At 52.8% G+C, this 25,513-nt stretch carries 30 protein-coding genes; 16 read left to right on the top strand and 14 right to left on the bottom strand.

All coding sequences use genetic code 11. The features are described from left to right. Positions 1–118: 118 nt before the first annotated feature. Positions 119–529 carry a TssQ family T6SS-associated lipoprotein gene (locus EI185_RS13920; protein WP_124705758.1) on the bottom strand — a complete coding sequence of 137 codons (411 nt, stop codon included), beginning with the start codon at positions 527–529 and terminating at the stop codon, positions 119–121. A gap of 9 nt (positions 530–538) precedes the next feature. Continuing rightward, the gene (locus tag EI185_RS13925; protein WP_124705759.1) at positions 539–2,122 is read right to left on the bottom strand and encodes a serine/threonine-protein kinase; all 1,584 of its coding nucleotides are present in this window, start codon (positions 2,120–2,122) and stop codon (positions 539–541) included. A 276-nt stretch (positions 2,123–2,398) separates the two neighbouring features. Between EI185_RS13925 and EI185_RS13930 the strand changes: the two genes are divergently transcribed. Further along, positions 2,399–3,232 (top strand): PP2C family protein-serine/threonine phosphatase, encoded by an 834-nt coding sequence (locus tag EI185_RS13930; RefSeq protein ID WP_124705760.1) that lies wholly within the window; start codon positions 2,399–2,401, stop codon positions 3,230–3,232. 12 nt (positions 3,233–3,244) lie between these two features. Continuing rightward, positions 3,245–3,949 (top strand): FHA domain-containing protein, encoded by a 705-nt coding sequence (locus EI185_RS13935; RefSeq protein WP_124705761.1) that lies wholly within the window; start codon positions 3,245–3,247, stop codon positions 3,947–3,949. 52 nt (positions 3,950–4,001) lie between these two features. Here the strand turns inward: EI185_RS13935 and lplT are convergent, their stop codons facing one another. Both lplT and EI185_RS13945 read right to left on the bottom strand, forming a co-directional pair. Then, positions 4,002–5,228: a lysophospholipid transporter LplT gene (lplT, locus tag EI185_RS13940; protein ID WP_124705762.1), complete on the bottom strand. Its 1,227-nt coding sequence runs from the start codon at positions 5,226–5,228 to the stop codon at positions 4,002–4,004. 70 nt (positions 5,229–5,298) lie between these two features. Then, positions 5,299–5,850 (bottom strand): TM2 domain-containing protein, encoded by a 552-nt coding sequence (locus EI185_RS13945; RefSeq protein ID WP_124705763.1) that lies wholly within the window; start codon positions 5,848–5,850, stop codon positions 5,299–5,301. Positions 5,851–5,921: 71 nt separating this feature from the next. On the opposite strand from EI185_RS13945, the gene EI185_RS13950 reads away from it, so the two are divergent. The 3 genes from EI185_RS13950 to EI185_RS13960 are packed head-to-tail and all read left to right on the top strand — an operon-like array spanning position 5,922 to position 7,958. After that, complete coding sequence (locus EI185_RS13950) at positions 5,922–6,836, top strand: LysR family transcriptional regulator (RefSeq protein ID WP_124705764.1); 915 nt, start codon at positions 5,922–5,924, stop codon at positions 6,834–6,836. A 20-nt stretch (positions 6,837–6,856) separates the two neighbouring features. Continuing rightward, on the top strand, positions 6,857–7,612 hold the full coding sequence (locus EI185_RS13955) for a type 1 glutamine amidotransferase (protein ID WP_124705765.1): 756 nt from the start codon (positions 6,857–6,859) through the stop codon (positions 7,610–7,612). Then, positions 7,599–7,958, top strand: coding sequence for a hypothetical protein (locus tag EI185_RS13960; protein WP_124705766.1), 360 nt, complete (start codon positions 7,599–7,601; stop codon positions 7,956–7,958). Before EI185_RS13955 ends, EI185_RS13960 begins: the two co-directional genes overlap by 14 nt. Here the strand turns inward: EI185_RS13960 and EI185_RS13965 are convergent. The 5 genes from EI185_RS13965 to EI185_RS13985 form a co-directional block, all read right to left on the bottom strand. Further along, on the bottom strand, positions 7,955–8,848 hold the full coding sequence (locus EI185_RS13965) for a phosphoribulokinase (RefSeq protein WP_124705767.1): 894 nt from the start codon (positions 8,846–8,848) through the stop codon (positions 7,955–7,957). The two genes, EI185_RS13960 and EI185_RS13965, sit on opposite strands and share 4 nt — an antisense overlap. An 86-nt stretch (positions 8,849–8,934) precedes the next feature. After that, positions 8,935–9,276, bottom strand: coding sequence for an FKBP-type peptidyl-prolyl cis-trans isomerase (locus tag EI185_RS13970; RefSeq protein ID WP_124705768.1), 342 nt, complete (start codon positions 9,274–9,276; stop codon positions 8,935–8,937). Between the two features lie 151 nt (positions 9,277–9,427). Next, positions 9,428–10,204 (bottom strand): YecA/YgfB family protein, encoded by a 777-nt coding sequence (locus tag EI185_RS13975; protein ID WP_124705877.1) that lies wholly within the window; start codon positions 10,202–10,204, stop codon positions 9,428–9,430. Between the two features lie 41 nt (positions 10,205–10,245). Continuing rightward, positions 10,246–10,887, bottom strand: a complete 642-nt coding sequence (locus EI185_RS13980; RefSeq protein WP_223247855.1) for a hypothetical protein — start codon at positions 10,885–10,887, stop codon at positions 10,246–10,248. Positions 10,888–10,946: 59 nt separating this feature from the next. Beyond that, positions 10,947–12,410: a protein adenylyltransferase SelO gene (locus tag EI185_RS13985; protein WP_124705770.1), complete on the bottom strand. Its 1,464-nt coding sequence runs from the start codon at positions 12,408–12,410 to the stop codon at positions 10,947–10,949. A 43-nt stretch (positions 12,411–12,453) separates the two neighbouring features. Between EI185_RS13985 and EI185_RS13990 the strand changes: the two genes are divergently transcribed. Both EI185_RS13990 and glk read left to right on the top strand, forming a co-directional pair. After that, positions 12,454–12,753, top strand: a complete 300-nt coding sequence (locus tag EI185_RS13990; RefSeq protein WP_124705771.1) for a hypothetical protein — start codon at positions 12,454–12,456, stop codon at positions 12,751–12,753. Between the two features lie 25 nt (positions 12,754–12,778). Next, positions 12,779–13,726 carry a glucokinase gene (glk, locus tag EI185_RS13995; protein ID WP_189836418.1) on the top strand — a complete coding sequence of 316 codons (948 nt, stop codon included), beginning with the start codon at positions 12,779–12,781 and terminating at the stop codon, positions 13,724–13,726. Between the two features lie 55 nt (positions 13,727–13,781). Here the strand turns inward: glk and EI185_RS14000 are convergent, their stop codons facing one another. Together EI185_RS14000 and EI185_RS14005 are read right to left on the bottom strand one after the other, a co-directional pair. Then, entirely contained in the window at positions 13,782–14,018 is a 237-nt protein-coding gene (locus tag EI185_RS14000; RefSeq protein ID WP_124705773.1) for a hypothetical protein, read from the bottom strand. Positions 14,019–14,124: 106 nt separating this feature from the next. Beyond that, complete coding sequence (locus EI185_RS14005) at positions 14,125–14,688, bottom strand: pseudouridine synthase (RefSeq protein ID WP_124705774.1); 564 nt, start codon at positions 14,686–14,688, stop codon at positions 14,125–14,127. A gap of 58 nt (positions 14,689–14,746) precedes the next feature. On the opposite strand from EI185_RS14005, the gene icd reads away from it, so the two are divergent. Then, positions 14,747–15,985, top strand: coding sequence for an NADP-dependent isocitrate dehydrogenase (gene icd / locus EI185_RS14010; RefSeq protein ID WP_124705775.1), 1,239 nt, complete (start codon positions 14,747–14,749; stop codon positions 15,983–15,985). 2 nt (positions 15,986–15,987) lie between these two features. Here the strand turns inward: icd and EI185_RS14015 are convergent, their stop codons facing one another. The 3 genes from EI185_RS14015 to EI185_RS14025 form a co-directional block, all read right to left on the bottom strand. Further along, a complete protein-coding gene (locus tag EI185_RS14015; RefSeq protein ID WP_124705776.1) occupies positions 15,988–16,191 on the bottom strand; it encodes a hypothetical protein in 204 nt (67 codons plus the stop codon). 10 nt (positions 16,192–16,201) lie between these two features. Next, a complete protein-coding gene (locus tag EI185_RS14020) occupies positions 16,202–16,423 on the bottom strand; it encodes a hypothetical protein (protein ID WP_124705777.1) in 222 nt (73 codons plus the stop codon). A 143-nt stretch (positions 16,424–16,566) separates the two neighbouring features. Continuing rightward, positions 16,567–16,770, bottom strand: a complete 204-nt coding sequence (locus EI185_RS14025) for a cold-shock protein (protein ID WP_124705778.1) — start codon at positions 16,768–16,770, stop codon at positions 16,567–16,569. Positions 16,771–17,004: 234 nt separating this feature from the next. Between EI185_RS14025 and clpS the strand changes: the two genes are divergently transcribed. The 8 genes from clpS (at position 17,005) to EI185_RS14065 (ending at position 25,497) form a co-directional block, all read left to right on the top strand. Then, on the top strand, positions 17,005–17,313 hold the full coding sequence (gene clpS / locus EI185_RS14030; RefSeq protein WP_124705779.1) for an ATP-dependent Clp protease adapter ClpS: 309 nt from the start codon (positions 17,005–17,007) through the stop codon (positions 17,311–17,313). Continuing rightward, positions 17,314–19,569: an ATP-dependent Clp protease ATP-binding subunit ClpA gene (clpA, locus tag EI185_RS14035; RefSeq protein ID WP_124705780.1), complete on the top strand. Its 2,256-nt coding sequence runs from the start codon at positions 17,314–17,316 to the stop codon at positions 19,567–19,569. 186 nt (positions 19,570–19,755) lie between these two features. Next, entirely contained in the window at positions 19,756–20,646 is an 891-nt protein-coding gene (locus EI185_RS14040; RefSeq protein WP_124705781.1) for an EpsD family peptidyl-prolyl cis-trans isomerase, read from the top strand. Between the two features lie 19 nt (positions 20,647–20,665). Next, positions 20,666–21,730 (top strand): dTDP-glucose 4,6-dehydratase, encoded by a 1,065-nt coding sequence (gene rfbB / locus EI185_RS14045; RefSeq protein WP_124705782.1) that lies wholly within the window; start codon positions 20,666–20,668, stop codon positions 21,728–21,730. Further along, entirely contained in the window at positions 21,727–22,611 is an 885-nt protein-coding gene (gene rfbA, locus EI185_RS14050) for a glucose-1-phosphate thymidylyltransferase RfbA (RefSeq protein WP_124705783.1), read from the top strand. The genes rfbB and rfbA overlap by 4 nt, the downstream gene beginning before the upstream one ends. Before the next feature lie 2 nt (positions 22,612–22,613). Then, positions 22,614–23,156: a dTDP-4-dehydrorhamnose 3,5-epimerase gene (rfbC, locus tag EI185_RS14055; RefSeq protein ID WP_124705784.1), complete on the top strand. Its 543-nt coding sequence runs from the start codon at positions 22,614–22,616 to the stop codon at positions 23,154–23,156. Continuing rightward, positions 23,153–24,043, top strand: a complete 891-nt coding sequence (rfbD, locus tag EI185_RS14060) for a dTDP-4-dehydrorhamnose reductase (RefSeq protein ID WP_124705785.1) — start codon at positions 23,153–23,155, stop codon at positions 24,041–24,043. The genes rfbC and rfbD overlap by 4 nt, the downstream gene beginning before the upstream one ends. A gap of 35 nt (positions 24,044–24,078) precedes the next feature. Then, positions 24,079–25,497: a mannose-1-phosphate guanylyltransferase/mannose-6-phosphate isomerase gene (locus EI185_RS14065; protein ID WP_124705786.1), complete on the top strand. Its 1,419-nt coding sequence runs from the start codon at positions 24,079–24,081 to the stop codon at positions 25,495–25,497. Positions 25,498–25,513 lie beyond the last annotated feature (16 nt).

A 25,513-nucleotide genomic window follows, 5' to 3' on the forward strand; every position in this document is an offset into this window, starting at 1 on the left:
CGGGCTGTACTACTTTGCGTTTGGTCATGGTTTTCCTTTGGAGGTGGCAGTCTCCTGCCTAATGACCGTTTACACAAAATTATTTACACCCTCAGAATAGCCGTCGCCGGCTCACACTTTATCTTTTATGGCGGCTCTGTTCCGCCTGCACTTCCCGGAACACGGGACCCCAAATAGGATGACCTGCTTCCGAAGGGCTCAGTTCAAAGTCGGAATCGATCTCCATTGCTTCCTTGAACTGTTCCCGGCACTGTTTTTTCTTGTCCGATACGCAGTAGATGAACGCCAGATACTTGTGCGCCGTTACTCGGTCTTTCTTGAAAGCCAGCTCATCATTCAGGGCATTTTGAAGACTTTTTGCAGCAGTCTGGTAATGCCCGTTTTCGTATTCTTTCAAACCTGCAGAAAGTTCCTGCTCCGCTTTTCGCGGTGCGAACTTGTCCAGTCCGATATCTCGAATGGGAGCGGATGAACAGGCACTTGCAAGAAATGCGGCAAGCAAAAGGCTGAACAGTAATCGTATGGACACGGAAAACCTCTATTTAAAAATGTATTTTATTTTCTTTGTCGAATCAGCCTGCAAGTCGACGACCTTGGAATAAGCTGGAAAATCCGTGTTTCTGATCTCGATAGTATGCCTGCCTGCTGGTATTTTTAACTCTTTAAGCGGAGGGGCTGCGCCTATCTTTTTTCCGTCTATATAAACTTCGCCCCATGGAGTGATCGCAAAACTGAGTAGCGCCTCACCAGTTGGCTCAGAAACAAGGGGCACGCTTGTGGCTGCCTCGGTCTGCGCGATCTCTTGCTTCAACGATTTATGAGGTTCGGCATTTCTTGGTATCTTTGCCGGGCCACGCAGAATCTTTGGTTGAGGGGCAATGGGTTCTGTTTTTAATAATTCACTATTCAGAGCATTGTCATTCACCGCCACTTCTATTTTCGGCGCGATCGCGCCAGGTGCGGGGACGGGTGCTACAGGGGAAACGACTGGTTTAGATAGAGCCACTTTTTCTTCTTGATGCGTGGATCTGCTGCGCATCACGAGAAAGGTAAAAATAAGCAGCAAAATTATGATCACTGCAATCAGAGCATTTTTGTTTTGCCAGTCAAAAAACCCATTGGCATTTGTCTTTGCTTGCATTGCCCCTGCGTTTCCAGAAATCGCTCCTTTGTTGATTAGCTGAGCGGAAGCAGGGCTCAGCAAAACAGTGGCCTCACCCACGTCGTTTTTTGGCCTTGGCCGGCGTTTCGCGGGTTTGGCCTGGTCGGGTTCCGTAGTCGTGGATGTTGACCCATTGTCTTTGTAATGCCGTAGATCGTACGCCAGTTCTTTTGCGGTTTGGTATCGCTCGTCCGGGTTTTTGGCCAGAGCCTTGGCGACAATAAGATTAAACGCAGCCGGAATGCGCGGAACGATTGTTGTGGGGGGGGCGGGTGTCTCATTAACGATGCGATACATGGTGGAGTTGATGTTATCGCCATTGAAAGGTGACTCGCCCGTCAACATCTCGTAGAGCACCACACCCAGTGAAAACAAATCTGCGCGACCATCAACTTCCGTGCCTAGTACCTGTTCTGGCGCCATGTATTTTGGCGAACCCAAGACGGTGCCTGCAAGTGTTTTGGAACCGGTGGGCATTTGCGCGATCCCGAAATCGGTGATTTTGGCCATGCCGCCGCGTACCAGCATGATATTGGCGGGTTTAATGTCGCGGTGGACAACTCCATTTTTATGCGCATAGGCCAAGCCATGTGCAACCTGGGCAGCGATGTTGGAAATCTGGTCGACAGACATCGCGGTATGCACATCAAGGATTTCTTTTAATGACTGTCCCTCCAGAAACTCCATCGCCATGTAAACGATGTTATCTGTTTTGCCAATATCGTGGATGGTGACGATATTCGGGTGATTGAGGCGACCTACCGATTTGGCTTCCCGGTAGAAACGTTCCTCGAAATCTACGAGATCATTCTTGCAAAGATCAAGATTGATGGTCTTGATGGCAACGGTACGATCTATGAGCGGGTCAATAGCCTTGTAAACGACACCCATGGCGCCTTGACCAAGCTCAGAAAGAATTTCGTAACGGCCAAGTTTTTCGGTTGATTTGTGAGTTGCCATGGGATGTTGCGGTTGAATAAAAAAATCATGAGATCGAAGCGTGATCGCGGGAGAAATATCCCAACCAATTTTCCTCCATTGCGGTAAGAACGGCCTCGGTGCAGATATCTTTAGTGAATTATAAACATTCCCTACAGGTTGCGGTTTGTATTACTTATTTGATGAAGGCAATGGGGGAATTAAATGCTCTCAAACCCTTCAGAATTTACGATAGAAGACGTATATATAGATTTAGTTGTACAGTCTCAAATCATAAAAACAGGAGCCGATATTCGTATGACTGTGCGCAGCCCTTTTCAACTAGAGATCGCCAGCGCCACAGATGCAGGCCAAATCCGTTCATTCAACGAAGACAGTATTGCTGCGGACGGTGATCTTGGATTGCTGGTTCTGGCCGATGGCATGGGGGGCTATAAGGCGGGCGATGTGGCGAGTTCTCTCGCTACCGGGCTGGTGATGGACTATGTGAAACGAATATTGAATGACACGGAGCCTTCGCCGATAGAGTCTGCAAAGCTTTCCCGTGAATCGATGGCGATTAAATTTGCGATCGAAAAAACCAATCTGGCCATTTATAAAACAGCCCGAACCGAAGATAAATATACCGGAATGGGGACAACCATTGTACTTATTCTATTTCATCATGGCTTGGCGACCATTGCCCATGTAGGCGATTCACGTCTCTATCGCTTGCGTCAGGGGCGTTTTGAATTGTTGACGACCGACCATTCTTTGCTCCAGGATCAACTGGAGATGGGCTTGATTTCATCCGATGATGCCAAGCTTTCCCATAACCGCAACCTTGTTTCACGAGCACTTGGCGTCGAAGCCACTGTCGACGTGGATGTCTATGAAGACAATGTGCAGGTAAACGATATTTATTTGCTATGTTCAGATGGTTTGAATGACATGGTGGACGATGCAGACATTGAACTGGCGGTGAGTGCTTTGAGTACCAATATTTCCCTTGCCGCAACTCAACTGATACAGATGGCGAACGATAATGGCGGTCATGACAATGTTTCGGTGCTGATTGCCAAAGTGAGGAATGGCGAAGCAGAAAAACGTGGCCTCATGGACAGATTATTAAATTGGCTGAAATCATTTTAGGATCAATGCGCTATGGCGAAACTAGTGGTCAGTTATGAAGGGATCGCGGAGGGGCATTATTTTCTCGACAAGGCGCGGTTTGCGATTGGGCGAAAATCGGATAACGACATTTGTCTGGACGCACCGGGTGTCAGCCATTTGCACGCAGTAATCATCACCATTGGCAATGATCATGTCTTGGAAGATGCAGATAGCACCAATGGTATTTCGATCAATGGAGAAAAAATCACCAAGCACATTCTGCAGAATAATGATGTGATCGAATTGAGCGGCTACCAGTTGAAATATGTCAATCAACGCGCAACGTCGGATATGGATTTCGACAAGACGATGATTATGAAAGCGCCGCAATTGGAAGTGAATGCGCTGCCCGCACACGTGACACCACAAACCAGGCCGCCATTGGCAACAGCGGTATTTTCTGCGCGTTCGGTAAAAACCAGTTTCCCTCTAGGCGGTGTGAAAAACCTGAAAGGGCAGGATCCTGAGGAAGAAATATTGATTAGCCGTCCACTGAAAACATTTGGTCTGCCCGGGGTTCAGGTCGTTATGATTTCGCGTCGCCCGCATGGCTATTATGTGACCCATGTAGAAGGCAAAAAACATCCCAGAGTCAATGGAAAATCCGTCGGTTCCCGGCCATTCCTGCTAAAGGAAAATGACCTGGTTGAAGCAGGAGAGATTAAGTTGAAGTTTTTTCTGAAACACTCCGGCTAGATGGCCTGTTCGTCGCAGTGAGCCACCCTTAATCCAGGCCACTTCGCTACGCTTAAATGTGCTGGACTCCTCCGATGCGACGAAAGCGTATTTGAATCGTCAGCATCGACAGGCTGATAAAGCTGCCAAATGCAATAATGATCCAGTCCATTGGCCAGTTAGCCCAATCCATCAGTGCGTAGAAACCGAGCAGAACGAGAATAGAGAGGTTCTCGTTGAAATTCTGTACGGCGATGGAGTGGCCCGCACCCATCAGCAAGTGGCCGCGATGTTGTAACAGGGCGTTCATCGGCACCACGAAAAAGCCACCCAGCCCGCCGATTACCATCAGCAGTCCGGCCGCGATGAGCGGGTCGCTGACAAACATCATGCCGATCACGACCAAGCCCATTACGATCCCTGCTGGAAGCACCTTGATTGAATCCTGTAGTTTGATGTAACGCCCTGCCAGTACTGAACCGATGGCGATGCCCACTGCTACAACGGCGGTGAGCTGGGTAGCCTGTTGCATATCGTATTTGAGTACCAGCCCGGCCCAGGTGAGGATGACCAGGCGCAATGTTGCGCCTGCTCCCCAGAACAGCGTGGTAACGGCCAGCGTTACCTGGCCGAGCGGGTCGCGCCAGAGCAGCTTGAAGCTGTGCCAGAAGTCATGCAGCAAGAACAGCGGATTGCGCTTGGGAGGACGGTGGTCCATGGCGATACAGGGAATGAACAGATTAGCCAGCGCAGCGGCAATATACAGCAGCGTAATCAATACAATGGCGAGCTTGGCCACGCTGATGTCACCCAGAAAAGACAGATGCAGAAGGATGTTCCCGGAAATATCGGAATTGAGCATCAGTCCGCCTAGAATGGCCCCGAGTACAATGGCCGCTACCGTGGCGCCTTCCATCCAGGCATTGGCGGCAACCAGCTTTGCAGGAGGAAGATATTCCGTAAGGATGCCGTATTTGGCAGGAGAATAAGCCGCAGCCCCGAAGCCGACAATGCCGTAGGCGTACAAGGGATTTAATCCCGCCAACATGGCAAAACAACCGATCAGCTTGATGTTGTTACTGATGAACATGACGCGTCCTTTGGGTAGCGCATCCGCAAATGCTCCGACAAAAGGTGCCAGCAAGATATACGAAACCACAAAGAATTCCTGCAACACTGGCGTGTGCCAGGACGGAGCACTCAAATCCTGGAGCAGGGCAATAGCGGCAAATAACAGAGCGTTATCAGCTAGCGCAGACAAAAACTGCGCGCAGAGAATGATGTAAAAGCCCAGTTTCATGCGTGCATCATGTCGTGGTGAATGGTCAGTTTAAGGTGCGGCAATATTTCCGGGTATATGACTTCCGGCATCACTGCGATTTGTTGTTTTGCTTGGACTTGACCAGCGCTTTAAGCATGGCTTCCTGCTCGGCAAAGGAGGGTGCGCGGCTACGACTATTGAGAGCTGGATCTTTGCCAGGCAAAACGTGACCGCCCCGTTCCTGTTCTTTTACCTTGAGATAGTCATCGAGGTCATCGTCCGTGAAGCGCCCACGGAATCCTTGGGGTGCCGCTGCGCCCGGTCTGCTTTTATAAACCTGCATGCGCAGCGCTTTATTGAGGGCGGCTACGCGGTCATCGATCCAGCGGATATCATAAACCGCAAAGCCCGCGATAAGCACAACAATGACCAGCGCAGCCCAACTTTGCCCGAACCACCATGCCATCAACGCCGCAATGCTTGCAATGCGATAAACCCAGGCACCTCGAACATCTTCTAGGTAAGCCCGATGCAGGCCTAGCGGAAACAATGCGAGCAGGCCGTACGACTTGGGACGGCGTTTCATTAACTGCACCAGACGCAAGTTCGCGCTTTGTAGACCTTCACCCTCAAGATCAAGATGTTTCCATGCTTCGCTCATAAAAACTATCTATCTTCATCCAAGAAATTGTGATTGAATAACGGATTATTCTTGCTCAAGTCCGCATACCCATGGCTGATCGCCGTATCCAAGTATTCTACACTGTCGCCAAGCAGCTTAGCTTCACCAAAGCGGCTGAATTGCTATTCATGACTCAGCCAGCCGTAACGTTTCAGGTCAAGCAGTTCGAGGAACATCTCAACACGCGTCTGTTTGAGCGCACCCACGGCAAGATTGCCTTGACGCCAGCCGGTGATTTGGCAATGTATTACGCTGAAAAAATTCTCGACCTGAATGCCGAGATGGAAGCCCGCATGGCCGAAATGACCGGACAGATGAGTGGGCCCTTGATGATTGGTGCATCCACTACAATTGCGGAATACATGCTGCCGCGTATTTTGGGTGATTTCAAGGCCAAATTTCCACAGGTGCAGGCACGGCTTACCGTGGCCAATTCCGAAACCATAGAAAATCGGGTCAATGACCATAGTCTGGATGTAGGATTGATCGAGGCGCCCTCTCACCACCCCAACCTGACCACAGCGGTATGCTGCGAAGATGAATTGTTCCTGATCTGTGCCCCGGATCACGCTTTCGCCAAGCTGACTAAAATTTCCCCACGTCAATTGATAGAAATTCCTTACATCAGCCGTGAACTCGGGTCTGGCACGCGTGAAGTGATTGATCGGTATTTCCGTGACAATGGAATGCCACCGGAAGATCTCAATATCGTGATGGAGCTGGGTAGCCGCGAGGCGATCAAGGGAGCAGTTGAGGCCGGCCTGGGAGTGGCGATTGTGTCAGGCTCTACTGTGATTAAAGAGCTCAAGCTGGGTGATCTGGTTGCTGTGCCACTCGACAAGCCGCTGCGTCGGCAACTTACGTTAGTTTACGCGCAGGAAAAATTTCGCTCCAAATTGCTTCAATCATTTCTCGATTTTGTGGATACCTGTCTCATCAATATTTCCGACAAATCTGCGAAATAAATTCTATACGGTAGTGAAAAATGAAACGATTCATGGTTGTGCAGCATACCTATTCTGAATTTCTCGGTCCTATCGAAAAGCAGCTTGAATCGCGTGACATCGGCTTTCAGTACCAACGCCCGTTTTTGGGTGCGGATTTGCCCGGAACCGCCACCCAGCACGATGCGCTGTGGTTGCTGGGCGGAGCTTATCCAGTTACCGACAGCGAGGCCTGCCCGTGGATTGACGACGAAATGCGTCTGATCGGATTGTTCAAGCGGATGAAGCGTCCGATTGTCGGCATCGGCTTTGGCGCGCTGGTCGTGGTGCAATACGAAGGCGGTATGGTGCATGAAGAGCCTTACTTCAATGCTTACTTCACCACCTGCCATAAAACCGAGGCCGGCCGCGACGACCTGTTGGCCAATGCAGTGGATGGCAAGAAGATGCTGGTCATGTACAACGGTAGCGCAGACTTGCCCGCTGGGATTGAACCTATTGTGGTGGATGACGATGGCAATTGGCTCGCGATTCACCCGGATGAATTGACCTATGCCATGCTGTTTCGCCCGGAAATCAAACCCGGCATGATTGAAGACATGATCATGGAAGACAATCGTCCGCTGCCTGATAATATTGGTGAACTGCTGGGGCAGGCTCGCGAGCTTTGGGTACAGACGCAGAAGAATACCGCCGAAGTGTCTTTGGCGCTGGTCACAGCACTTGACTTGATGACTGAGCATCGGAAAATGCCGGTATTCAGTCTCAATGTGGTGAAGACCGATGACTCAAAATGAAAAGAAACTGCTTCTGCAGTTTCGCAGTTTGACTGAAAATCAGCGCGAAACTTTGCTTGATTTTGCTGCATTTTTAGCAACGCGCGAAGAGGTTGCTGAAGCCTCCGAACCTGCCCAGCCTGTACCGATGGAGCGCCCGGCACAGGAATCGGTAGTCAAAGCCATAAAACGCCTGATGGCAACCTATCCAATGCTGGAGCGCAATAAACTGCTGCACGAAACTTCCAACCAGATGACCCGCCATGTGATCCATGGCATACCTGCCGTGACGGTGATTGATGACCTAGAAGTCTTATTTCATCGCCACTACGAAGCGTACATCACCCCTTCAGACAAGAAACCTTAGCCTGTTACCGTATCGCGCGCAGCAATCATTTCGGCAATCAGCGGCGTGCAAATTATTTCGATCGCCAGCGTCATTTTCCCGCCGGGAACCAGCATGGTATTGCGCCGCGTCATTTGCGCACCGTCTATTTTTTTCAATAATTCCGGAAAATCGAACTGACGTGGATCGCGCAGGTGGATTACCACGATGCTCTCGTCAGCGCCTGGAATATCGCGTGCGACAAAGGGGTGTGAGGTATCCACGAGTGGAACGCGCTGCACATTGATGTGAGTGCGTGCGAATTGCGGCACGATATAGTCTACATAATCCGGCATGCGATGCAGGATGGTATCAATCACCAGTTGCTCGCCGCAGCCGCTACGGCCGCAATCGTGATGAATTTTTTGTATCCACTCCAGGTTTACCGAAGGGGTGACACCCAGCAATAAATCCACCTGTTCGGCAATCTGAATGCGCTTGGCGGTTTTGCTTCCCGGTTGTGAAAATCCGCCATGATGCCCTTCATAAAACAATACATCAGTATCGGCAGGGAGTGCCTGCCACGGGGTAAATTTTCCCGACTGCGTGCCGAAGCGCGCTGCTTCAGCATCGTCGTGGGCATAATTGCGGGTCATGCCGGTGCCGGATTGCGCATATTCAAGAAAAAGTGCTTCCAGTTTGTCGAGCAGATTAGCATCAGGATGGAAATGGCTGAAGCGCCTGCTCTGGGTGGTGGCAGCGTCGATTTTATCGCGCATGGCGGAACGCTCGTGGCGCAGGAAGCCGTCGCCCTGTATCCAAGCTGCCTGAATCTGCAAGCGCCGGAACAGATCGGCAAAGGCGCGCCGTACGGTTGTGGTACCCGCGCCGCTCGAACCGGTTACTGCGATGATGGGATGCTGTTTTGACATTTGTATCCTCCGCCGCCAAGCCGTTTTATCAAGATAAGCTTTAAACCTTGAAAAACAGCCAGGATCAAATCCTGAATGACGCCGCTTTATTTGACCTTGATAAGTTCCACATCAAAAATCAGTACTGCATTGGGTGGAATCACGCCACCCGCACCGCGTGCGCCATAGCCCAGTTCTGCCGGGATGGTGAGCTTGCGCTTGCCGCCTTCCTTCATTCCTACCACGCCCTCATCCCAGCCGCGAATTACCTGTCCGGCGCCAAGGCGAAATTCAAACGGTTCGTTGCGATCTTTACTGGAATCAAATTTGGTGCCATTGGTGAGCCATCCCGTGTAGTGCACCACCACGGTGTGACCCGCTGTTGCGGTAGCGCCGGTGCCTTCAACGAGGTCTTCATAAATCAAGCCGGATGCGGTGGTAGTTGCCATTCTGCTGCTCCTGTCGGTGGTGGATTTGGTAAATTTTACGGTTGTGTTAACGGAACTGGTTGCATGTGCACTGCCGCTGGCAATGAATGCGACTAATGCAATAGAGATGAATAAGCGAATTTTCAAGTTCAGGCTCCTGGTAGAGTATTATTTAGTGTAATTTTTCCGGTGCACCGCAGCATTTTTTGAATTTCTTGCCGCTACCGCACGGGCAGATATCGTTGCGACCCGGGTCGGGTATGGTGCGCAGGGACTCCGACGGTGTGTAGTCTGCCACACGTTGCCAAAATCCGCGTAAATCATAGGCGGCCAGGATGGCGGCGCCTATCCATTCCGGACGGGTGTGCTCGCGTTCGTGTGTGGCTTGTTCCGTATCCGGAATGGTCAAAATGTAAAACGGGTCGAGCAGGGCATCCAGAACGTCTTCCAGCGCATGCCCGGCGGGCAATGTCCACTCGTCTTCCCAGTGTTCCACTCCCCAAATGAAGCCTTCCGCCCAAGCCATTCCCATGTAGGCAATATCCAGCGATGCTACTTCCGCTCGCTCATCGGGATTCATGTCAGACAAGGTAGCTTCCCAATCGTTGAGGAATGGCACCAGCGCCTCAGGTTCGGTCAAATCTTCGATGGGCTGGGCCAGCGCCGCGCCCACGTCATGCCAGCGCCGATTGAAAAAATCCATGAATTCAGTACATTGAGTGGTACTGGAAAATGCCGCCATGTAATCTTCACCCAGTAGAGCAGTAAGATATTCGGCTGGATTGATCGGACGCGGCGCGCAGTGGAGCGCGCAAATCAGGCCATCCAGTGCTTCCAGTTCAAGTGGAAAATCGGTACGGTCGCCAATGCTGTCCAGTAGTTCGGCGAAGGCCGCAATCTCTTCGGGAGCGAGGGGCATGCACTTGTCGTTTACGGAAGGTGTATTCATGGGGCGTTCGCCGGGAAAATTCCAGACCTGAACAATGTTGTCTAAAGTGGTAAGAATACCATTGCTCCGGCCGTCTGCACGAACCAGTTAATGCTACGGTTGGTTTTGTCGGCGATGATTTTGGCGAGGGTGTCTTGCTCGGCAATGAGTTTGCCGAATTCGCGTTCAAAGCTCAGATTGCTGCCCGCCGTGTCCATGCTGTTGGAGATCAGGTACAGCCTGCCTTGTACGTCACGTGCTGTAGCAAGCTTCCACGCTGCCGTTTCGGTATTGCGCGCGCTATTGTAGAGTTTTTGCGGATCAAGGTCGTCAAGTACGAAAAACTCGGTTTGGTTATTGTAGGCAGCCATGATCATGTCTGAAAGCCCTACCATGTAGGCGAGGACTCGATCACCTCGGTAATCGGGGTTGAATGCGAGAAATATGGCTTCTGCGCCGTGCTTGCCTTGTAATGCTGCAAAGTTGCCAGTGCAGGGCGGGGTGAGCCGGTTGAGCGCGGTGTCCAGCGTCAGGCCGGATTTTCGTAATTCACGTGGGTTGCGTTTGTAGAGTTTTTCAGCCAGCACACGCAGATGCTCCAAAGCGGCTTGCTGGTGGGCTTCAATCACCATATCGGTATTGGATTTGGCGATGTCGCTGAAGCTGTAGTTTTTGTTGGGCAGAGGCTTTCCATCGCGTTGCATGATGGGTGTGCTGCATCCCGCGACTAGAAGGAGTGCGCAAACCAGCGGAACGGCCAATTTCACGATGAGCAACTCACGCTGATCTGGCTTGCCCAATCCGGCGGGGCACTTGCGTAGACTGCATTTTCTGGTTGCTCGTCGAAAGGACGTCGCAGCAGATCAAGCAGACGGTCAACTTCACTGAAATCGTGGTCGTCGCAGGCGCACCGTATTGCGATTTCAGCCAGATGGTTGCGCAGGATGTATTTGGGATTAGTGCGATACATGGCGTTGCGCCGCAGCGTATCCGTGCTGTTTTCCGTTTGCAGGCGGACACGATAGTCCATTGCCCAGGAATCGAATGCAGCGCGATCCGGAAACAGATCGCGCAATGCTGCGTTGGCAGCACCTGATGAGGAGTCGAAATCGCACAGCGCGCGCCAGAACATTGTGTAGTCGACATGGTTGCTGTGCAGGATGTCGAGTACCCCGGTGATGAGCGGCACACTGTCCTTGCCGGCTGCGATACCCAGTTTGGCGCTCATCAGGTCTATGTAGTGGGTTGCGAAGGCAGCCGGATAGATGTCGAGGGCTTCTTTGGCTGCATCAACTGTCATCAGCGGCGTAAGTGCCTGGGCCAGGCGGGTGAGATTCCAGGCGCCGATATCGGGTTGCTGGTCAAAGGCGTAGCGGCCCCCCTGGTCTGAGTGGTTGCAGATATAGCCCGGATCATAAGCGTCGAGAAAGCCAAACGGACCATAGTCAAGTGTGAGACCGAGGATGGACATATTATCGGTATTCATCACGCCGTGGGCAAAACCGACTGCCTGCCACTGTGCCATCAGGCGTGCGGTAGCCAGTACCACGGCACGCAGGAAAAGCGGGTATTTGTCTGGCGTATCCACCAGTTCAGGGAAATGCCTTGCGATGACATAGTCGGCGAGGATGCGTATGGCTTCGGGTTGGCCACGAGAAAAAAAGACTTCAAACGAGCCGAAGCGCACAAAGCTCGGTGCCATGCGCATCACCACGGCGGCGGTTTCAATTTGTTCGCGGTACACCTCATCGGCACTGCCGACGATGGACAGTGCGCGCGTCGTGGGGATGCCCAGCCCATGCATGGCCTCCGAGCACAGATACTCGCGGATACTGGAGCGTAATACGGCGCGTCCATCGCCATTACGTGAATAGGGCGTCAGGCCGGCACCTTTCAACTGCAATTCCCAGCCGCCATGTGACGTTTGCACTTCACCCAGCAGGATGGCACGACCGTCACCGAGTTGCGGAACAAAGTAACCGAATTGATGGCCCGCATAGAGCGCTGCGATGGGTTGCGCGCCATCGATATGAGCGCTGCCGGACAGATAGGCAGGCGCTTCAGGGCGCTGTGCCTGGGCAGGATCCAGTCCAATGAGGATGGCGGCATCCGTATTGAAGCTCACCAGGTGAGGATGGGCTAGCGCAGTAGGTGTAACCGCGCTATAAAAAATGGGGGGAAGCGCGGCGAAGCTGTTGACGAAAGGGAGCGTTCCGAATGTATGCATAGGCGTAGAATACCGTATTTGTCATTTTATATTTGGAGTCATAATGCAGAAAACTTATGTTGGTATAGACCAGGATCAATACGGTGGCATGAGTGCAATGGGTGCCATCATCAAGGACGCATGGCTGTTTGGGATTCTGCCGGAGACCGAAACCTGTGCCGGGTGGGATGTGAACCGTATTCAGATCTTGTATGACAAAACCCAGGTCGAATGGGACAAATATGGCTGCCTGGCCTCTAATTTGCCAGCGGAGTTGCGCGAACGCCATGCTCGCATCCATGCCGCAGCGATTGAGCGTGCCAAGACTATGGGGTGGGAACCCGAGATGTATTTGAGTGAGTAAACCGACGCATATTCTGGCTGGGGACGTGGGTGGCACCAAGGTGTTGCTGCGCCTGTCAGAAGTTGATGCAACGGGCAGTTCAAAAGTTAAGGAGCAGCGCTTTAACAGTACAGAATTCCAGGATTTCGAAACGCTATTGGCGCACTTCCTGGAAAATACGCCGCCCATTTCTGTCGCCTGCTTTGGCGTACCAGGACCAGTGAAAGATAACGCTGCGCGGCTCACGAATTTGCCGTGGTTTGTCGATGGTGCCGCAATCGGCAAGCGGTTCGGGATTGCATCGGTGCAGCTTCTCAACGATTTTGCGGCGATTAGCCATGGAATTGCTGCGCTGACATCGCAGGATATTCATGTTTTGCAAACTGGTGTGCCCCAGTCAGGTGCCGCACGTGCTGTGTTAGGGGCAGGTACAGGCTTGGGTGTCGGATTTCTGTTTCCATGTGGTGAGGGAGAAATTGTCATCCCTAGCGAGGGCGGCAACGTCGATTTTTCTCCCGGCAACGACATGGAAATCGAATTGCTGCGTTTTCTTCGGCGACTTTATGGACAGGTTTGTGTGGAGCGAGTCGTATCCGGTCCGGGGCTCGCCAATATTTATGCTTTCGTCTGTGAGTATGAGCAACACCAGCCGGTGCTGCTGGAATCAGCAGATCCGCCTGCTGCGATTGCAGAAGCGGCGCAATCCAATAAGGACGTTGCTGCGAGGCACGCTCTGGCCATGTTTATTCGGGCCTACGGCGCTTTTGCCGGGGATCTTGCGTTGTTGTCGTTGTCGCATGGCGGGGTGTATATAGCAGGCGGAATTGCTGCCAAGCTGGCAACACAGATGGCGCAAGGCGGTTTTGTGGCAGGTTTTCTGGATAAAGGGCGCTACCGCAATCTGCTGGAAACGGTGCCCGTGTATCTGGTGATGAATGCCGAGGTGGGGCTACTGGGGGCAGAGCGACTGGCGGCACGCCAAGCGTCAGCTTGAGTCAGCAATAAAAAGGGCAGGAATACCCCTGCCCTTCTACGTGCACTTTGCCTGATTATTTGGCTGCAGGGCTCATTTCTTTAGACTCTTCTTTCTTTTCTTCTTTTTTGGTTTCTTTTTTGGCGTGGTGCTTTTTAACGACGTGCTTCTTGGCGTGATGTTTTTTCATCGCTGGTTTGGCGGCTTCAGCTTTAGGAGCTTCGGCAGCAGGTGCTGCGGCATCGGCAGCAACGGCGGAGAAGGAAACAGCAGCAAAAGCGGCAACCAGCAGAGCGGACAGCAGTTTGTTCATTTGGACTTCCTTTTAAAAACAATTAATCAAGGGTTTTTAGCAACACGAAACAACATGTGTCACGGCAACTAACGCAGCTTTATTACAGTCGGTTGACATACTCGCCTTAATTTAATGCGGCGAATTCAGCTACAGTCGCCTCCCGGTACTCGCCGGGCATCAGCTTTTCCAGCGTGATGCTACCAATTTGGCACCGGATCAGACGCAGGGTGGGGTAGCCAACTTTGGCCGTCATGCGCCTGACCTGGCGGTTTTTCCCCTCTTTCAGAACCAGTTCAATCCAACTGGTGGGGATATTTTTCCGTTCTCGAATGGGTGGCAAACGCACCCAAAGATTCGCAGGCTCAGTGATGGCGCGTGCCTGAGCTGGCAAGGTGATGAAATCTCCCAGATTGACGCCGCTTTGCAAGGCTTGCAGTGCGATGCCATCGACTGCGCCCTCAACCTGCGCCCAATAGGTTTTCGGCAATTTATGGATGGGATGCGCAAGACGATGTTGTAGCGCACCATCATCGGTTAAAATAAGCAGTCCCTCACTGTCTGTATCCAGGCGTCCGGCAGGATAAATGCCGGGAATAGGGATGAAATCCTTGAGCGTAGGATGTTTGCCGTCCGGACTGAACTGGCAAATCACGCCGTAGGGTTTGTTGAACACTACAATACGACTCATCTGTACCGGCATCGCTGAAAGTAAAGCGACCATTCTAACCTGTTGAAATAGGGTAATCATGTATCAGCATATCCAGATGCCGACTTCCGGCGAAAAAATCACGATCAACAATGACGCTTCACTCAATGTTCCCGATCAGCCGATTATTCCCTTCATTGAAGGGGATGGGACTGGAGTGGATATCACACCGGTGATGCGTCGCGTGGTGGATGCCGCGGTAGCCAAGGCTTATGGCGGCAAGCGCAGTATCGCCTGGATGGAAGTCTACGCAGGTGAAAAGGCTGTCAAGGTTTATGGCGGTGACAACTGGTTGCCCGATGAAACGGTAGCTGCCGTACGCGAATACGTCATTTCAATCAAGGGGCCACTGACCACACCGACTTCCGGCGGTATGCGCTCGTTGAATGTGGCGTTGCGACAGTTGCTGGATTTGTATGTCTGCCTGCGTCCGGTACGTTATTTTGATGGCGTACCCAGTCCGGTAAAAGCGCCGGAAAAAGTGGATATGGTTATTTTCCGCGAAAATACTGAGGATATATACGCCGGGGTGGAGTGGGAGGCTGGCACGGATGAAGTGAAAAAAATCATTGCGTTCCTGCAAAACGAAATGGGCGTGAAAAAAATCCGCTTTCCTGAAACTTCCGCCATCGGCATCAAGCCGGTTTCCGTGCAGGGCAGCGAGCGCCTGATCCGCAGGGCGATTCAATATGCCATCGATAATGGGCGCAAATCCGTTACCCTGGTGCATAAGGGCAATATCATGAAGTTCACCGAGGGTGGCTTCAAGAAATGGGGCTATGAACTGGCCAGGCGTGAATTTGGCGCGGTAGAGATTGATGGCGGCCCGTGGTGCAAGTTGCCCAATGGTATCGTTATCAAGGACGTGATAGCCGATGCATTTTTGCAACAGATTCTATTGCGGCCGGATGAATACGATGTGATTGCAACGCTGAACTTGAACGGCGATTACATCTCGGACGCGCTCGCGGCAGAAGTGGGGGGTATTGGTATTGCGCCGGGTGCCAATTTGTCCGATTCAGTCGCCATGTTTGAGGCTACGCATGGCACTGCGCCTAAATATGCGGGCAAAGATTATGTCAACCCGGGTTCCATTATTCTTTCCGCAGAGATGATGCTACGCCACATGGGCTGGCTGGAAGCCGCTGATATCCTCATTGCGAGCATGCAACAGGCAATTGCAGCCAAAAGCGTAACCTATGATTTTGCGCGTCTGATGGAGGGTGCGACACAGGTGTCGTGCTCGGCATTTGGCGAAGCGATGATTTCGCATATGTGAGTTTACTCAGGCCCGGCATATTCAGTGCGAACATGCTCGGGTTTGGGCGGCAGTTCGATGCCACTGTCGCGCAGTAAACTGATCAATTCATCGGCAATTTCACCGAGCTCATCACGCATCGCTTCCAGGCCCTCCAGCAATTGTGCGGATTCGGTCGGCAACATCCTGATCTGTGTAGTTTGTTTGTCGAGTGCTGAAATGTTCATGATCCACCCCCTATTTGGTATCAGGCTGATGTGCGCCCGGCTCCCAGGCATGGGGTGGTTGCCGGAAATCATTCTCAGCATCGTAATGCGCTTCGTTCAGCAGGTAGGCAAAATTCAATAGCGCGGTATGCGCATCCTCGGCATGCTGAATGACGGTTTTGGCGAGTTCTCGCGCCTGTTTCTGAGTCAAGTCCAGAAGCAGGGATCCATCTGGTTGAAGTTGAGTGCGCATATCCAGTTCCTTCATAAGGCTGTGGCAGATGCTTTAATCTAGCACAGCCTTTTTGAAAAGCCAGAATACAAAATTCAGGGCGAAAAAAACGAAAAAAAAACGCGGAACCAGGTTCCGCGTTTTTAAGTAATCGATGAGCCGATTTATGCAGGCTGAATGTTCGATGCCTGTTTGCCTTTCGGGCCTTGGGAGACCTCGAATTGGACTTTTTGACCTTCCTTCAGGGTTTTGAAGCCACCCATGTTGATGGCGGAGAAGTGAGCGAAAAGATCTTCGCTACCATCATCCGGGGTAATGAACCCAAAGCCTTTAGAATCATTGAACCACTTTACTGTGCCAGTTGCCATTGCTACATCCTTGATAAAAACAGGCCAAAACGGCCAGGGGCTGTTTGAAAATCAAGATCGCACAACGGCATTACCAGACTTGCAGGAACCTTGATGCCAAACTCCAGATTGCTTTTTACGCCTGACTAGTTGATTTGGCAAGTGCCTGGCAAATCTTTTTTTAATCGATAACACTTGAAAATTTCGCTCCAGTCGTCAAAATGGTTCCTGACTATCCGGAAATTATCCAGCGCCATGGCAACCAAGCACCGCGATGACACCGTTCTGGAAGCAAGCGAAACAAAACTCAAGCCGCCGCCTTTATACAAGGTAATGTTGTTGAATGACGACTACACGCCAATGGATTTTGTGGTTCTTGTGATTCAGAACTTTTTTTACAAGAGCCGTGAACAGGCTACGCAAATCATGCTCAAAGTACATAGGGACGGCATGGGAGTGTGTGGCGTATTTCCCCGCGATGTTGCGGCAACCAAGGTAGAGCAAGTGGTCGGGTTCGCCCGCCAGCACCAGCATCCGCTGCAATGCGTGATGGAGGAAAATTAGATGATTGCGCAGGAATTGGAAGTTAGTTTGCATATGGCGTTCATGGAGGCGAGACAAAAGCGCCATGAGTTCATTACGGTCGAGCACCTGTTGCTGGCGATGCTGGATAATCCATCCGCTGCAGAGGTGTTGCGCGCATGCGGCGCCAACACGGATGAACTGCGCCGTGGACTGGCTGATTTCATCACCGAACATACGCCTACTGTCACCGGGAGCGAGGAAGTTGATACCCAGCCTACACTCGGGTTTCAGCGGGTCATTCAACGTGCCATCTTGCATGTGCAGTCCTCGGGTAAAAAAGAGGTAACCGGCGCAAATGTGCTGGTAGCCATTTTTGGCGAGAAGGATTCACACGCAGTGTATTTCCTGAATCAGCAAGGCGTGTCGCGCCTGGATGTGGTGAATTTCATCTCGCATGGCGTCAGCAAAGTCCCGCAGGGCAGTACTGCGCGTCCGGAAGCCACCCCCGAGGCAGGTGAGGAAGCTGCGCCAGCTACGGCGCTGGAAACCTATACGCAAAATCTTAATGTGCAAGCGCTGGCAGGCAAGATTGATCCGCTCATTGGGCGTGCGATGGAACTAGAGCGGGTTATCCAGACATTGTGCCGTCGGCGCAAGAATAATCCATTGCTGGTAGGAGAAGCCGGGGTGGGTAAAACTGCCATCGCTGAAGGCTTGGCGCGGCGTATCGTCGAAGGTGTGGTACCGGATATTTTATCGGATAGCACCGTGTATTCGCTGGACATGGGCGCATTGTTGGCGGGTACCAAATACCGTGGTGATTTTGAGCAACGCCTGAAAGCCGTGTTGAAACAGCTGTACGAAAACCCTCAGGCAATTTTGTTTATTGATGAAATTCATACACTGATTGGTGCAGGTGCGGCTTCGGGAGGTACTTTGGATGCTTCCAATCTGCTTAAACCGGCGCTTTCATCTGGTCAACTCAAATGCATCGGTGCTACCACTTACAATGAGTATCGCGGCATTTTTGAAAAAGACCATGCCTTGTCGCGGCGTTTTCAGAAAATCGATGTGAATGAGCCCTCGGTCGAGGAGACAGTGGAGATTTTGCGTGGTCTCAAGTCACGTTTCGAAGCTCACCATGGAATCAAGTACACAGCTTCAGCGCTCACCACTGCAGCAGAACTTTCGGCACGCTACATCAATGATCGGCACTTGCCGGACAAGGCAATCGATGTGATCGACGAGGCAGGCGCTGCGCAGCGCATTCTGCCGAAATCACGGCAGAAGAAAATTATCAGCAAGCGCGAGATCGAAGAAATCGTCGCCAAGATTGCGCGGATTCCATCCAAGAATGTGACCAGCGATGACCGCGATGCGCTGAAAAATCTCGATCGGGACCTCAAGGCGGTGGTATTCGGCCAGGATAAGGCAATCGACTCACTGGCCGCCGCGATCAAGATGGCTCGCAGCGGTTTGGGTAATCCACAGAAACCCATCGGTTCTTTCCTGTTTTCTGGCCCCACTGGTGTGGGCAAGACAGAAGTGGCGCGCCAGCTTGCCTACACCATGGGCATTGAGCTGATTCGTTTCGATATGTCCGAGTATATGGAACGTCATGCTGTGTCGCGGCTGATCGGTGCTCCTCCGGGGTATGTCGGATTTGACCAGGGTGGCCTGTTGACTGAGGCGATTACCAAACACCCCTACGCAGTTCTGCTGCTGGATGAAATTGAAAAAGCGCACCCGGACGTGTTCAACGTGCTGTTGCAAGTCATGGATCACGGCACGCTAACCGACAACAATGGACGCAAGGCGGATTTTCGCAACGTGGTGATTATCATGACCACCAATGCGGGTGCGGAGTCGCTCAATAAGTCCAGTATCGGCTTCACGCTTGGTAAGCAGACCGGTGACGAAATGGCAGACATCAAGCGTGCCTTTACCCCGGAATTCAGGAACCGGTTAGACGCGATGATTTCGTTTGCACCCTTGTCTCAGGAGGTTATCCTGCGTGTGGTAGACAAATTCCTGATGCAACTGGAAGACCAGTTGCACGAGAAAAAAGTCGAGGCGACATTTACGGATGCGCTCAAGGCACATCTAGGCAAGCGGGGTTTTGATCCATTGATGGGTGCACGACCCATGGCCAGGCTGATTCAGGATGAAATACGCCGGGCGCTCGCAGATGAGTTACTGTTTGGCCGGTTGGCGAATGGCGGGAATGTGCTAGTCGACATGGATGAATCCGGTGCCATCAAGCTGGTATTTGACGAGGAAAGTGTGACCGTCTGAATGTTGTCTGGATTCAAGTAATGCTGTGGCTGACTTCTGCAGAGAAGTCAGCTTTTTTTTTACCGTCATGACTATTTTGTAATTCAATTGGTCTATTGTTTGCTCTTGTAAGGCAACCGATAATACGCATCATGACACGGGCTTATGGCATGATCGCTAATATAGTAATTTAGGGAGAAAACTCGGATGAAATCGTATCCACTCATGAATAAGATCTCATTGGTGCTGTTGTTGGCTGTTACGCTCGCGGGTTGCAGCAAGCAAGAAAAGACATCTTCAGCCATTGCCAGTGTGAATGGAACGGCAATTACAAGCACACAATTCGACCAGGCTTTGTCGCGCCTGAGTCTGACCCCGCAAAATTTAACGCCGCAAGCCAAAGATCAAGTGGTACAGGCTCTTGTGGACCAGCAGCTTTTGGTGCAGGCAGCCACAGCACAAAAACTGGATCAGGATCCCGCTGTGCAGCAATTGCTGCAGGCCGCGCATGATCAAGTCTTGTCCCAGGCCTATCTGCAGCATGCAGGGCAGGCCGTCGCCAAACCAAGTGAAGCTGACATCAGCGCCTACTACAACCAGCATCCGGAGTTGTTCAGTCAGCGCCGTATCTATAATTTGCAGGAACTGGCTATTGCAGCGCCCAAGGACAGGATTGCTGAACTCAACTCGCGCATTGAGACCAGTCATGATCTGGGCGAGTTTGTGAACTGGCTGCGCAGCCAGAATATTCCGTTCCGCACTGGCAGCGAAGTCAAGGCAGCAGAACAATTGCCAATGAATATCGTGCCCCGTATGCAGACCATGCAGAATGGACAGTTATTGGCATTGCCATCTGCAAACGGGATAACGGTATTGCAGATAGCCTCTATACAGTCTGCACCAATTACCCTCGACAAGGCACATACGTTAATAGAGCGTTATCTGACCGCCGCCAAACAACGTGATGTCGCTACCGCGGACATCAAGAAACTGCACGATGCAGCAAAAATTGAATACATGGGCGAATTTTCCGGCATGGGAAAAACGGCGCAGGGCAAGTCCGAGAACAATACCTCCGGATTGCCGGAAATAAAATAAAGACCAATCGGGAATTACTATGATTCTAGTAACTGGCGGCGCCGGTTTTATCGGCGCCAATTTTGTATTGGACTGGCTTGCGGATTGTGACGAGCCAGTCATTAACCTCGACAAGCTCACCTACGCCGGCAACCTGCACAACCTCGCCAGTGTGGAGGGCGTCGCCCGCCATCTCTTCGTACAAGGTGATATTGGCGACCGCGCATTGGTGGCGGGTCTTTTGGCTAAACATCGCCCGCGTGCCGTGATCAACTTCGCTGCTGAAAGCCATGTCGATCGTTCCATTCACGGCCCCGAAGATTTTATCCAGACCAACGTTGTCGGAACTTTTCATTTCCTGGAAGAAATCCGCGCTTACTGGAATGCAATGGAGGGGATGGAGAAAGCCGAATTCCGCTTCCTGCACGTTTCCACCGACGAGGTATACGGTTCCCTCGGCCCGCATGATGACGCGTTTACCGAGACCACTGCCTACGCACCCAACAGCCCGTACTCAGCCTCCAAGGCCGCCTCTGACCATCTGGTGCGCGCCTACCATCACACCTATGGCCTGCCGGTGCTTACTACCAACTGTTCCAACAACTATGGTCCTTACCAGTTCCCGGAAAAGCTCATCCCGCTGGTGATGATGAACGCGGTGGCCGGCAAGCCTCTGCCGATATACGGCGATGGACTGAACGTACGCGATTGGCTCTATGTCGGCGACCATTGCAGCGCCATCCGCGCCGTGCTGTCTGCGGGCCAGGCAGGTGAGGTATATAACATTGGCGGCCGCAACGAAAAGACCAATATCGACGTGGTCAAGACCATCTGCACCATGCTCGACGCACTGCATCCGGCTTCACCCGTGACTCCACACGAAAAACTCATTACTTACGTCAAGGACCGTGCCGGTCATGATCGCCGCTACGCCATCGACGCGCGCAAAATCGAACGTGAACTGGGCTGGCGTCCCCAAGAAACGTTTGAGACCGGAATTCGCAAAACGGTTGCCTGGTACCTGGCCAACCCGGACTGGGTAGCCAACGTTGCCACTGGCGAATACCGTCACTGGGTTGAAAAACAGTATGGGAGCCAAGCTTGAGCGCGCGCAAGGGCATCATCCTGGCTGGCGGCTCAGGCACCCGGCTGTATCCCGTGACTCAGGCAGTATCCAAGCAACTGCTGCCGGTGTACGACAAGCCCATGATCTATTACCCGCTTACTACGTTGATGTTGGCAGGGATCCGGGACATTCTCATTATCTCCACCCCGCAGGACACACCGCGTTTCGAGCAGTTGCTGGGTGACGGGAGCCAGTGGGGGATTCGCCTCAGTTATGCAGTCCAGCCCTCGCCCGACGGTCTGGCACAGGCCTTCATCATCGGCGCGGATTTCATTGGCGATGCGCCGAGTGCATTGGTGTTGGGCGACAATATCTTTTACGGCCATGAATTTTCCGGCGACTTGCGCACCGCTTCAACTCGTCAGGACGGGGCATCGGTGTTCGCCTACCCGGTGCACGACCCGGAGCGCTATGGTGTGGTTGAATTCGACGCTCAGGGAAACGCCATCAGCCTGGAAGAGAAACCCGCCCAGCCCAAATCGCGCTACGCTGTCACTGGCCTGTATTTTTACGACAATCAGGTTATCGACATCGCCCGCAAGCTTAAGCCGTCTCCGCGTGGTGAACTGGAGATTACCGACGTTAACCGGCATTACCTGGAAATGGGGCAACTGCAGGTGGAAGTCATGGGGCGTGGCCATGCCTGGCTGGATACCGGTACCCATGAATCGCTGCTGGAGGCCTCGTTGTTCATCCAGACGATCGAGAAGCGCCAGGGACTCAAAATATCCTGTCCGGAAGAAATCGCCTATCGTGAAGGCTATATCGATGCTGCGCAGGTCGAGCGGCTGGCAACGCCCTTGCAGAAAAATGCCTATGGTCAATACTTATTGGCCATGCTCAACGAACGCCTATTTTAATCATGAATATCATTCCTACTAAAATTCCCGATGTACTCGTGCTCGAGCCCAAAGTATTCGGTGACGAGCGCGGTTTTTTTTACGAGAGTTACAATCGTCGAGCCATGACCGAAGCAGGTATCCCGGACGACTTTGTACAGGATAACCATTCGCGCTCGGCCAAAGGCGTACTGCGCGGCCTGCATTACCAAATTCAAAATACCCAGGGAAAGCTGGTGCGCGTCATTAGTGGCAGCGTATATGACGTGGCGGTGGACTTGCGCAAATCCTCCCCCACGTTCGGCAAATGGGTGGGCATCGAACTTTCGGCCGAAAACAAACGCATGGCATGGATACCAAAAGGCTTCGCCCATGGCTTCGTGGTGACTTCCGACACGGCAGAGTTTCTTTATAAAACCACTGACTACTGGGCGCCGCAGTTCGAGCGCAGCCTGCTGTGGAATGACCCGGCGCTGGGTATTGCTTGGCCCCTGGAAGGCGAACCAACAATCGCCGCCAAGGATGCTGCCGGCCTGCCGCTGGCGCAGTGCGAGGTGTTTGCGTGAACATCCTGCTCACTGGCGTCAATGGCCAGGTTGGTTGGGAGTTGCGGCGCACATTGGCGACGCTGGGTACGGTGACCGCGCCTACAAGCAGCCAGCTCAATTTGACCGATGGGAATGCACTGCGCAGCTTCATCCGTACTTTGCGCCCTGAGTTGATCGTCAACCCGGCCGCCCATACCGCTGTGGACAAGGCAGAATCCGAGCCGGGACTGGCACGTACGGTGAATGCCATTGCCCCCGCCATCATGGCCGAAGAAGCCGCAAAACTCGGCGCAGCGATGATTCACTACTCCACCGACTATGTGTTCGACGGCAACAAACCCGGTGCCTACACTGAGGATGATGCGACGCATCCCTTGGGCGTCTATGGGCAAACCAAACTCGAAGGTGAGAATGCCATCCGTGCGGCTAATATTCCTCATCTCATTTTGCGTACCAGCTGGGTGTACGGCCTGCGCGGCAGCAATTTCCTTCTGACCATGCAGCGCTTGTTCAAGGAGCGTGACCAGCTGCGTATCGTTGCCGACCAATACGGTGCGCCCACCTGGTCACGCATGATCGCGGAGGCTACGGCGCAGATGCTGGCGCAACAGCCGTTTGATCAGGGTAAATCCGCGCTGCACGGCACTTACAACCTGACCAGCCGGGGTAGGGTGAGCTGGTATCAATTTGCCCGGACTATTCTGGATTTAACCATTCAGTCCGGAGCCAGACGACCGGAGCTGATCCCCATTCCCGGTACGGATTACCCCACGCCGGCCCAACGCCCCTCCAACTCAGTACTGGCGGGCGACAAACTGCAGCGCAGCTTTGGTTTATCCTTGCCGGATTGGGAGGCAGCGTTGGAGCTGTGTCTGGATTGCAACAAGGCGGTCAGCACCGACTGATGGACTCGCCCGACTGATTGAGGAAACAGGAAAACATGCATATTCATCCCGTAATTCTCTCCGGCGGTTCCGGTACCCGGCTGTGGCCCTTATCCCGTGCCGCGTTGCCAAAGCAGTTATTGCCGCTGGTGTCCGAACGCACCATGCTGCAGGAAACCATGCTGCGCCTTTCCGGTATTGCTGACGTCACGCCGCCCACGCTGGTATGTAACCATGAACACCGTTTCATGGTAGCCGAGCAGATGCGTGCGATTGATGTTGCGCCCGAGGCCATTTTTCTCGAGCCCGTCGGGCGCAATACAGCACCGGCGGCGGCGGTCGCTGCGCTCGCACTGATAGCGCAGGATGCCGAGGCGTTGATGCTGCTGTTGCCTGCCGACCACCTGATAGGCGATGTGGCCGCATTTGAACGCGCAGTTGCCCAGGCCGCTGAAGCTGCTCAGGCTGGGCAGCTGGTGACTTTCGGTATCCTGCCGCAGACGCCTGAAACCGGCTATGGCTATATTCAGCGCGGCACAGCGAGCAGTCATTGGGATGGTGTATTTGCAGTCGCGCGTTTTGTTGAGAAACCCAGCCGTGAAATTGCCCAGGGCTATCTGCAATCAGGAGACTATTTCTGGAACAGCGGCATGTTCCTGTTCAAGGCTGCAACGTTTGTCAATGAACTGCGCGCGTTCCGCCCGGATATCCTTGCCGCCAGCCAGGCGGCGCTGGACAACAGCCAGCGCGATCTGGATTTTGTGCGTCTGGATACCCAGGCATTTACGGCATGTCCTTCCGAGTCCATCGATTACGCAGTCATGGAACGCACCAAAAATGCCGTGGTAGTGCCCGCGGACATTGGCTGGAGCGATATCGGCTCATGGTCGGCGCTTTGGGAAGTAGGCGCCAAGGATGATGCCGGCAATGTCATGCGCGGTGACGTCTACTGTGATGGCGCCAGCAACAATCTGATCCGTGCAGAGAGCCGCATGGTTGCTGTAATCGGCGTCTCCGACCTGGTGATCGTGGAAACCGGCGATGCCATCATGGTGGCGCACAAAGACCGCGTGCAAGACGTCAAAAAAGTGGTCGAGCACCTGAAACAGCACAATCGTACCGAGCACCTCAACCATACTCGTGTGTTTCGCCCGTGGGGCTGGTACGAGGGCATCGATGCGGGAGACCGTTTTCAGGTCAAGCGCATCATGGTCAAACCGGGCGAGAAGCTTTCATTGCAAATGCATCATCACCGTGCCGAGCACTGGATTGTCGTGAGTGGCACTGCGCGCGTGACGCGTAATGAAGAAGTGTTGCTGCTCACCGAGAATCAGTCCACCTACATTCCATTGGGCAGCACGCACCGATTGGAGAACGCGGGCAAGATTGCATTGCACATGATCGAGGTGCAGTCGGGCGCTTATCTTGGCGAAGACGATATCGTGCGTTTTGAGGATATTTACCAGCGCAGTTAGAAGTGCAGGCAACAAA

Source organism: Sulfuriferula multivorans (genome assembly GCF_003851125.1).
Classification (GTDB): Bacteria; Pseudomonadota; Gammaproteobacteria; order Burkholderiales; family Sulfuriferulaceae; genus Sulfuriferula; species Sulfuriferula multivorans.

What these genes read in the sequence shown, in the direction of transcription:
- EI185_RS13965 (WP_124705767.1), bottom strand. Translation starts at nt 8,848, where the DNA reads ATGTCAAAACAGCATCCCATCATCGCAGTAACCGGTTCGAGCGGCGCG.
- EI185_RS13985 (WP_124705770.1), bottom strand. Translation starts at nt 12,410, where the DNA reads ATGCATACATTCGGAACGCTCCCTTTCGTCAACAGCTTCGCCGCGCTT.
- EI185_RS14005 (WP_124705774.1), bottom strand. Translation starts at nt 14,688, where the DNA reads ATGAGTCGTATTGTAGTGTTCAACAAACCCTACGGCGTGATTTGCCAG.
- EI185_RS14015 (WP_124705776.1), bottom strand. Translation starts at nt 16,191, where the DNA reads ATGAACATTTCAGCACTCGACAAACAAACTACACAGATCAGGATGTTG.
- EI185_RS14065 (WP_124705786.1), top strand. Translation starts at nt 24,079, where the DNA reads ATGCATATTCATCCCGTAATTCTCTCCGGCGGTTCCGGTACCCGGCTG.
- EI185_RS13945 (WP_124705763.1), bottom strand. Translation starts at nt 5,850, where the DNA reads ATGAGCGAAGCATGGAAACATCTTGATCTTGAGGGTGAAGGTCTACAA.
- EI185_RS13925 (WP_124705759.1), bottom strand. Translation starts at nt 2,122, where the DNA reads ATGGCAACTCACAAATCAACCGAAAAACTTGGCCGTTACGAAATTCTT.
- EI185_RS14020 (WP_124705777.1), bottom strand. Translation starts at nt 16,423, where the DNA reads ATGCGCACTCAACTTCAACCAGATGGATCCCTGCTTCTGGACTTGACT.
- clpS (WP_124705779.1), top strand. Translation starts at nt 17,005, where the DNA reads ATGGCAACCAAGCACCGCGATGACACCGTTCTGGAAGCAAGCGAAACA.
- EI185_RS13980 (WP_223247855.1), bottom strand. Translation starts at nt 10,887, where the DNA reads ATGCAACGCGATGGAAAGCCTCTGCCCAACAAAAACTACAGCTTCAGC.
- EI185_RS13950 (WP_124705764.1), top strand. Translation starts at nt 5,922, where the DNA reads ATGGCTGATCGCCGTATCCAAGTATTCTACACTGTCGCCAAGCAGCTT.
- EI185_RS13955 (WP_124705765.1), top strand. Translation starts at nt 6,857, where the DNA reads ATGAAACGATTCATGGTTGTGCAGCATACCTATTCTGAATTTCTCGGT.
- rfbB (WP_124705782.1), top strand. Translation starts at nt 20,666, where the DNA reads ATGATTCTAGTAACTGGCGGCGCCGGTTTTATCGGCGCCAATTTTGTA.
- EI185_RS13930 (WP_124705760.1), top strand. Translation starts at nt 2,399, where the DNA reads ATGACTGTGCGCAGCCCTTTTCAACTAGAGATCGCCAGCGCCACAGAT.
- EI185_RS13990 (WP_124705771.1), top strand. Translation starts at nt 12,454, where the DNA reads ATGCAGAAAACTTATGTTGGTATAGACCAGGATCAATACGGTGGCATG.
- clpA (WP_124705780.1), top strand. Translation starts at nt 17,314, where the DNA reads ATGATTGCGCAGGAATTGGAAGTTAGTTTGCATATGGCGTTCATGGAG.
- EI185_RS14025 (WP_124705778.1), bottom strand. Translation starts at nt 16,770, where the DNA reads ATGGCAACTGGCACAGTAAAGTGGTTCAATGATTCTAAAGGCTTTGGG.
- EI185_RS14000 (WP_124705773.1), bottom strand. Translation starts at nt 14,018, where the DNA reads ATGAACAAACTGCTGTCCGCTCTGCTGGTTGCCGCTTTTGCTGCTGTT.
- icd (WP_124705775.1), top strand. Translation starts at nt 14,747, where the DNA reads ATGTATCAGCATATCCAGATGCCGACTTCCGGCGAAAAAATCACGATC.
- EI185_RS13970 (WP_124705768.1), bottom strand. Translation starts at nt 9,276, where the DNA reads ATGGCAACTACCACCGCATCCGGCTTGATTTATGAAGACCTCGTTGAA.
- EI185_RS13960 (WP_124705766.1), top strand. Translation starts at nt 7,599, where the DNA reads ATGACTCAAAATGAAAAGAAACTGCTTCTGCAGTTTCGCAGTTTGACT.
- lplT (WP_124705762.1), bottom strand. Translation starts at nt 5,228, where the DNA reads ATGAAACTGGGCTTTTACATCATTCTCTGCGCGCAGTTTTTGTCTGCG.
- rfbC (WP_124705784.1), top strand. Translation starts at nt 22,614, where the DNA reads ATGAATATCATTCCTACTAAAATTCCCGATGTACTCGTGCTCGAGCCC.
- EI185_RS14040 (WP_124705781.1), top strand. Translation starts at nt 19,756, where the DNA reads ATGAAATCGTATCCACTCATGAATAAGATCTCATTGGTGCTGTTGTTG.
- EI185_RS13975 (WP_124705877.1), bottom strand. Translation starts at nt 10,204, where the DNA reads ATGAATACACCTTCCGTAAACGACAAGTGCATGCCCCTCGCTCCCGAA.
- EI185_RS13935 (WP_124705761.1), top strand. Translation starts at nt 3,245, where the DNA reads ATGGCGAAACTAGTGGTCAGTTATGAAGGGATCGCGGAGGGGCATTAT.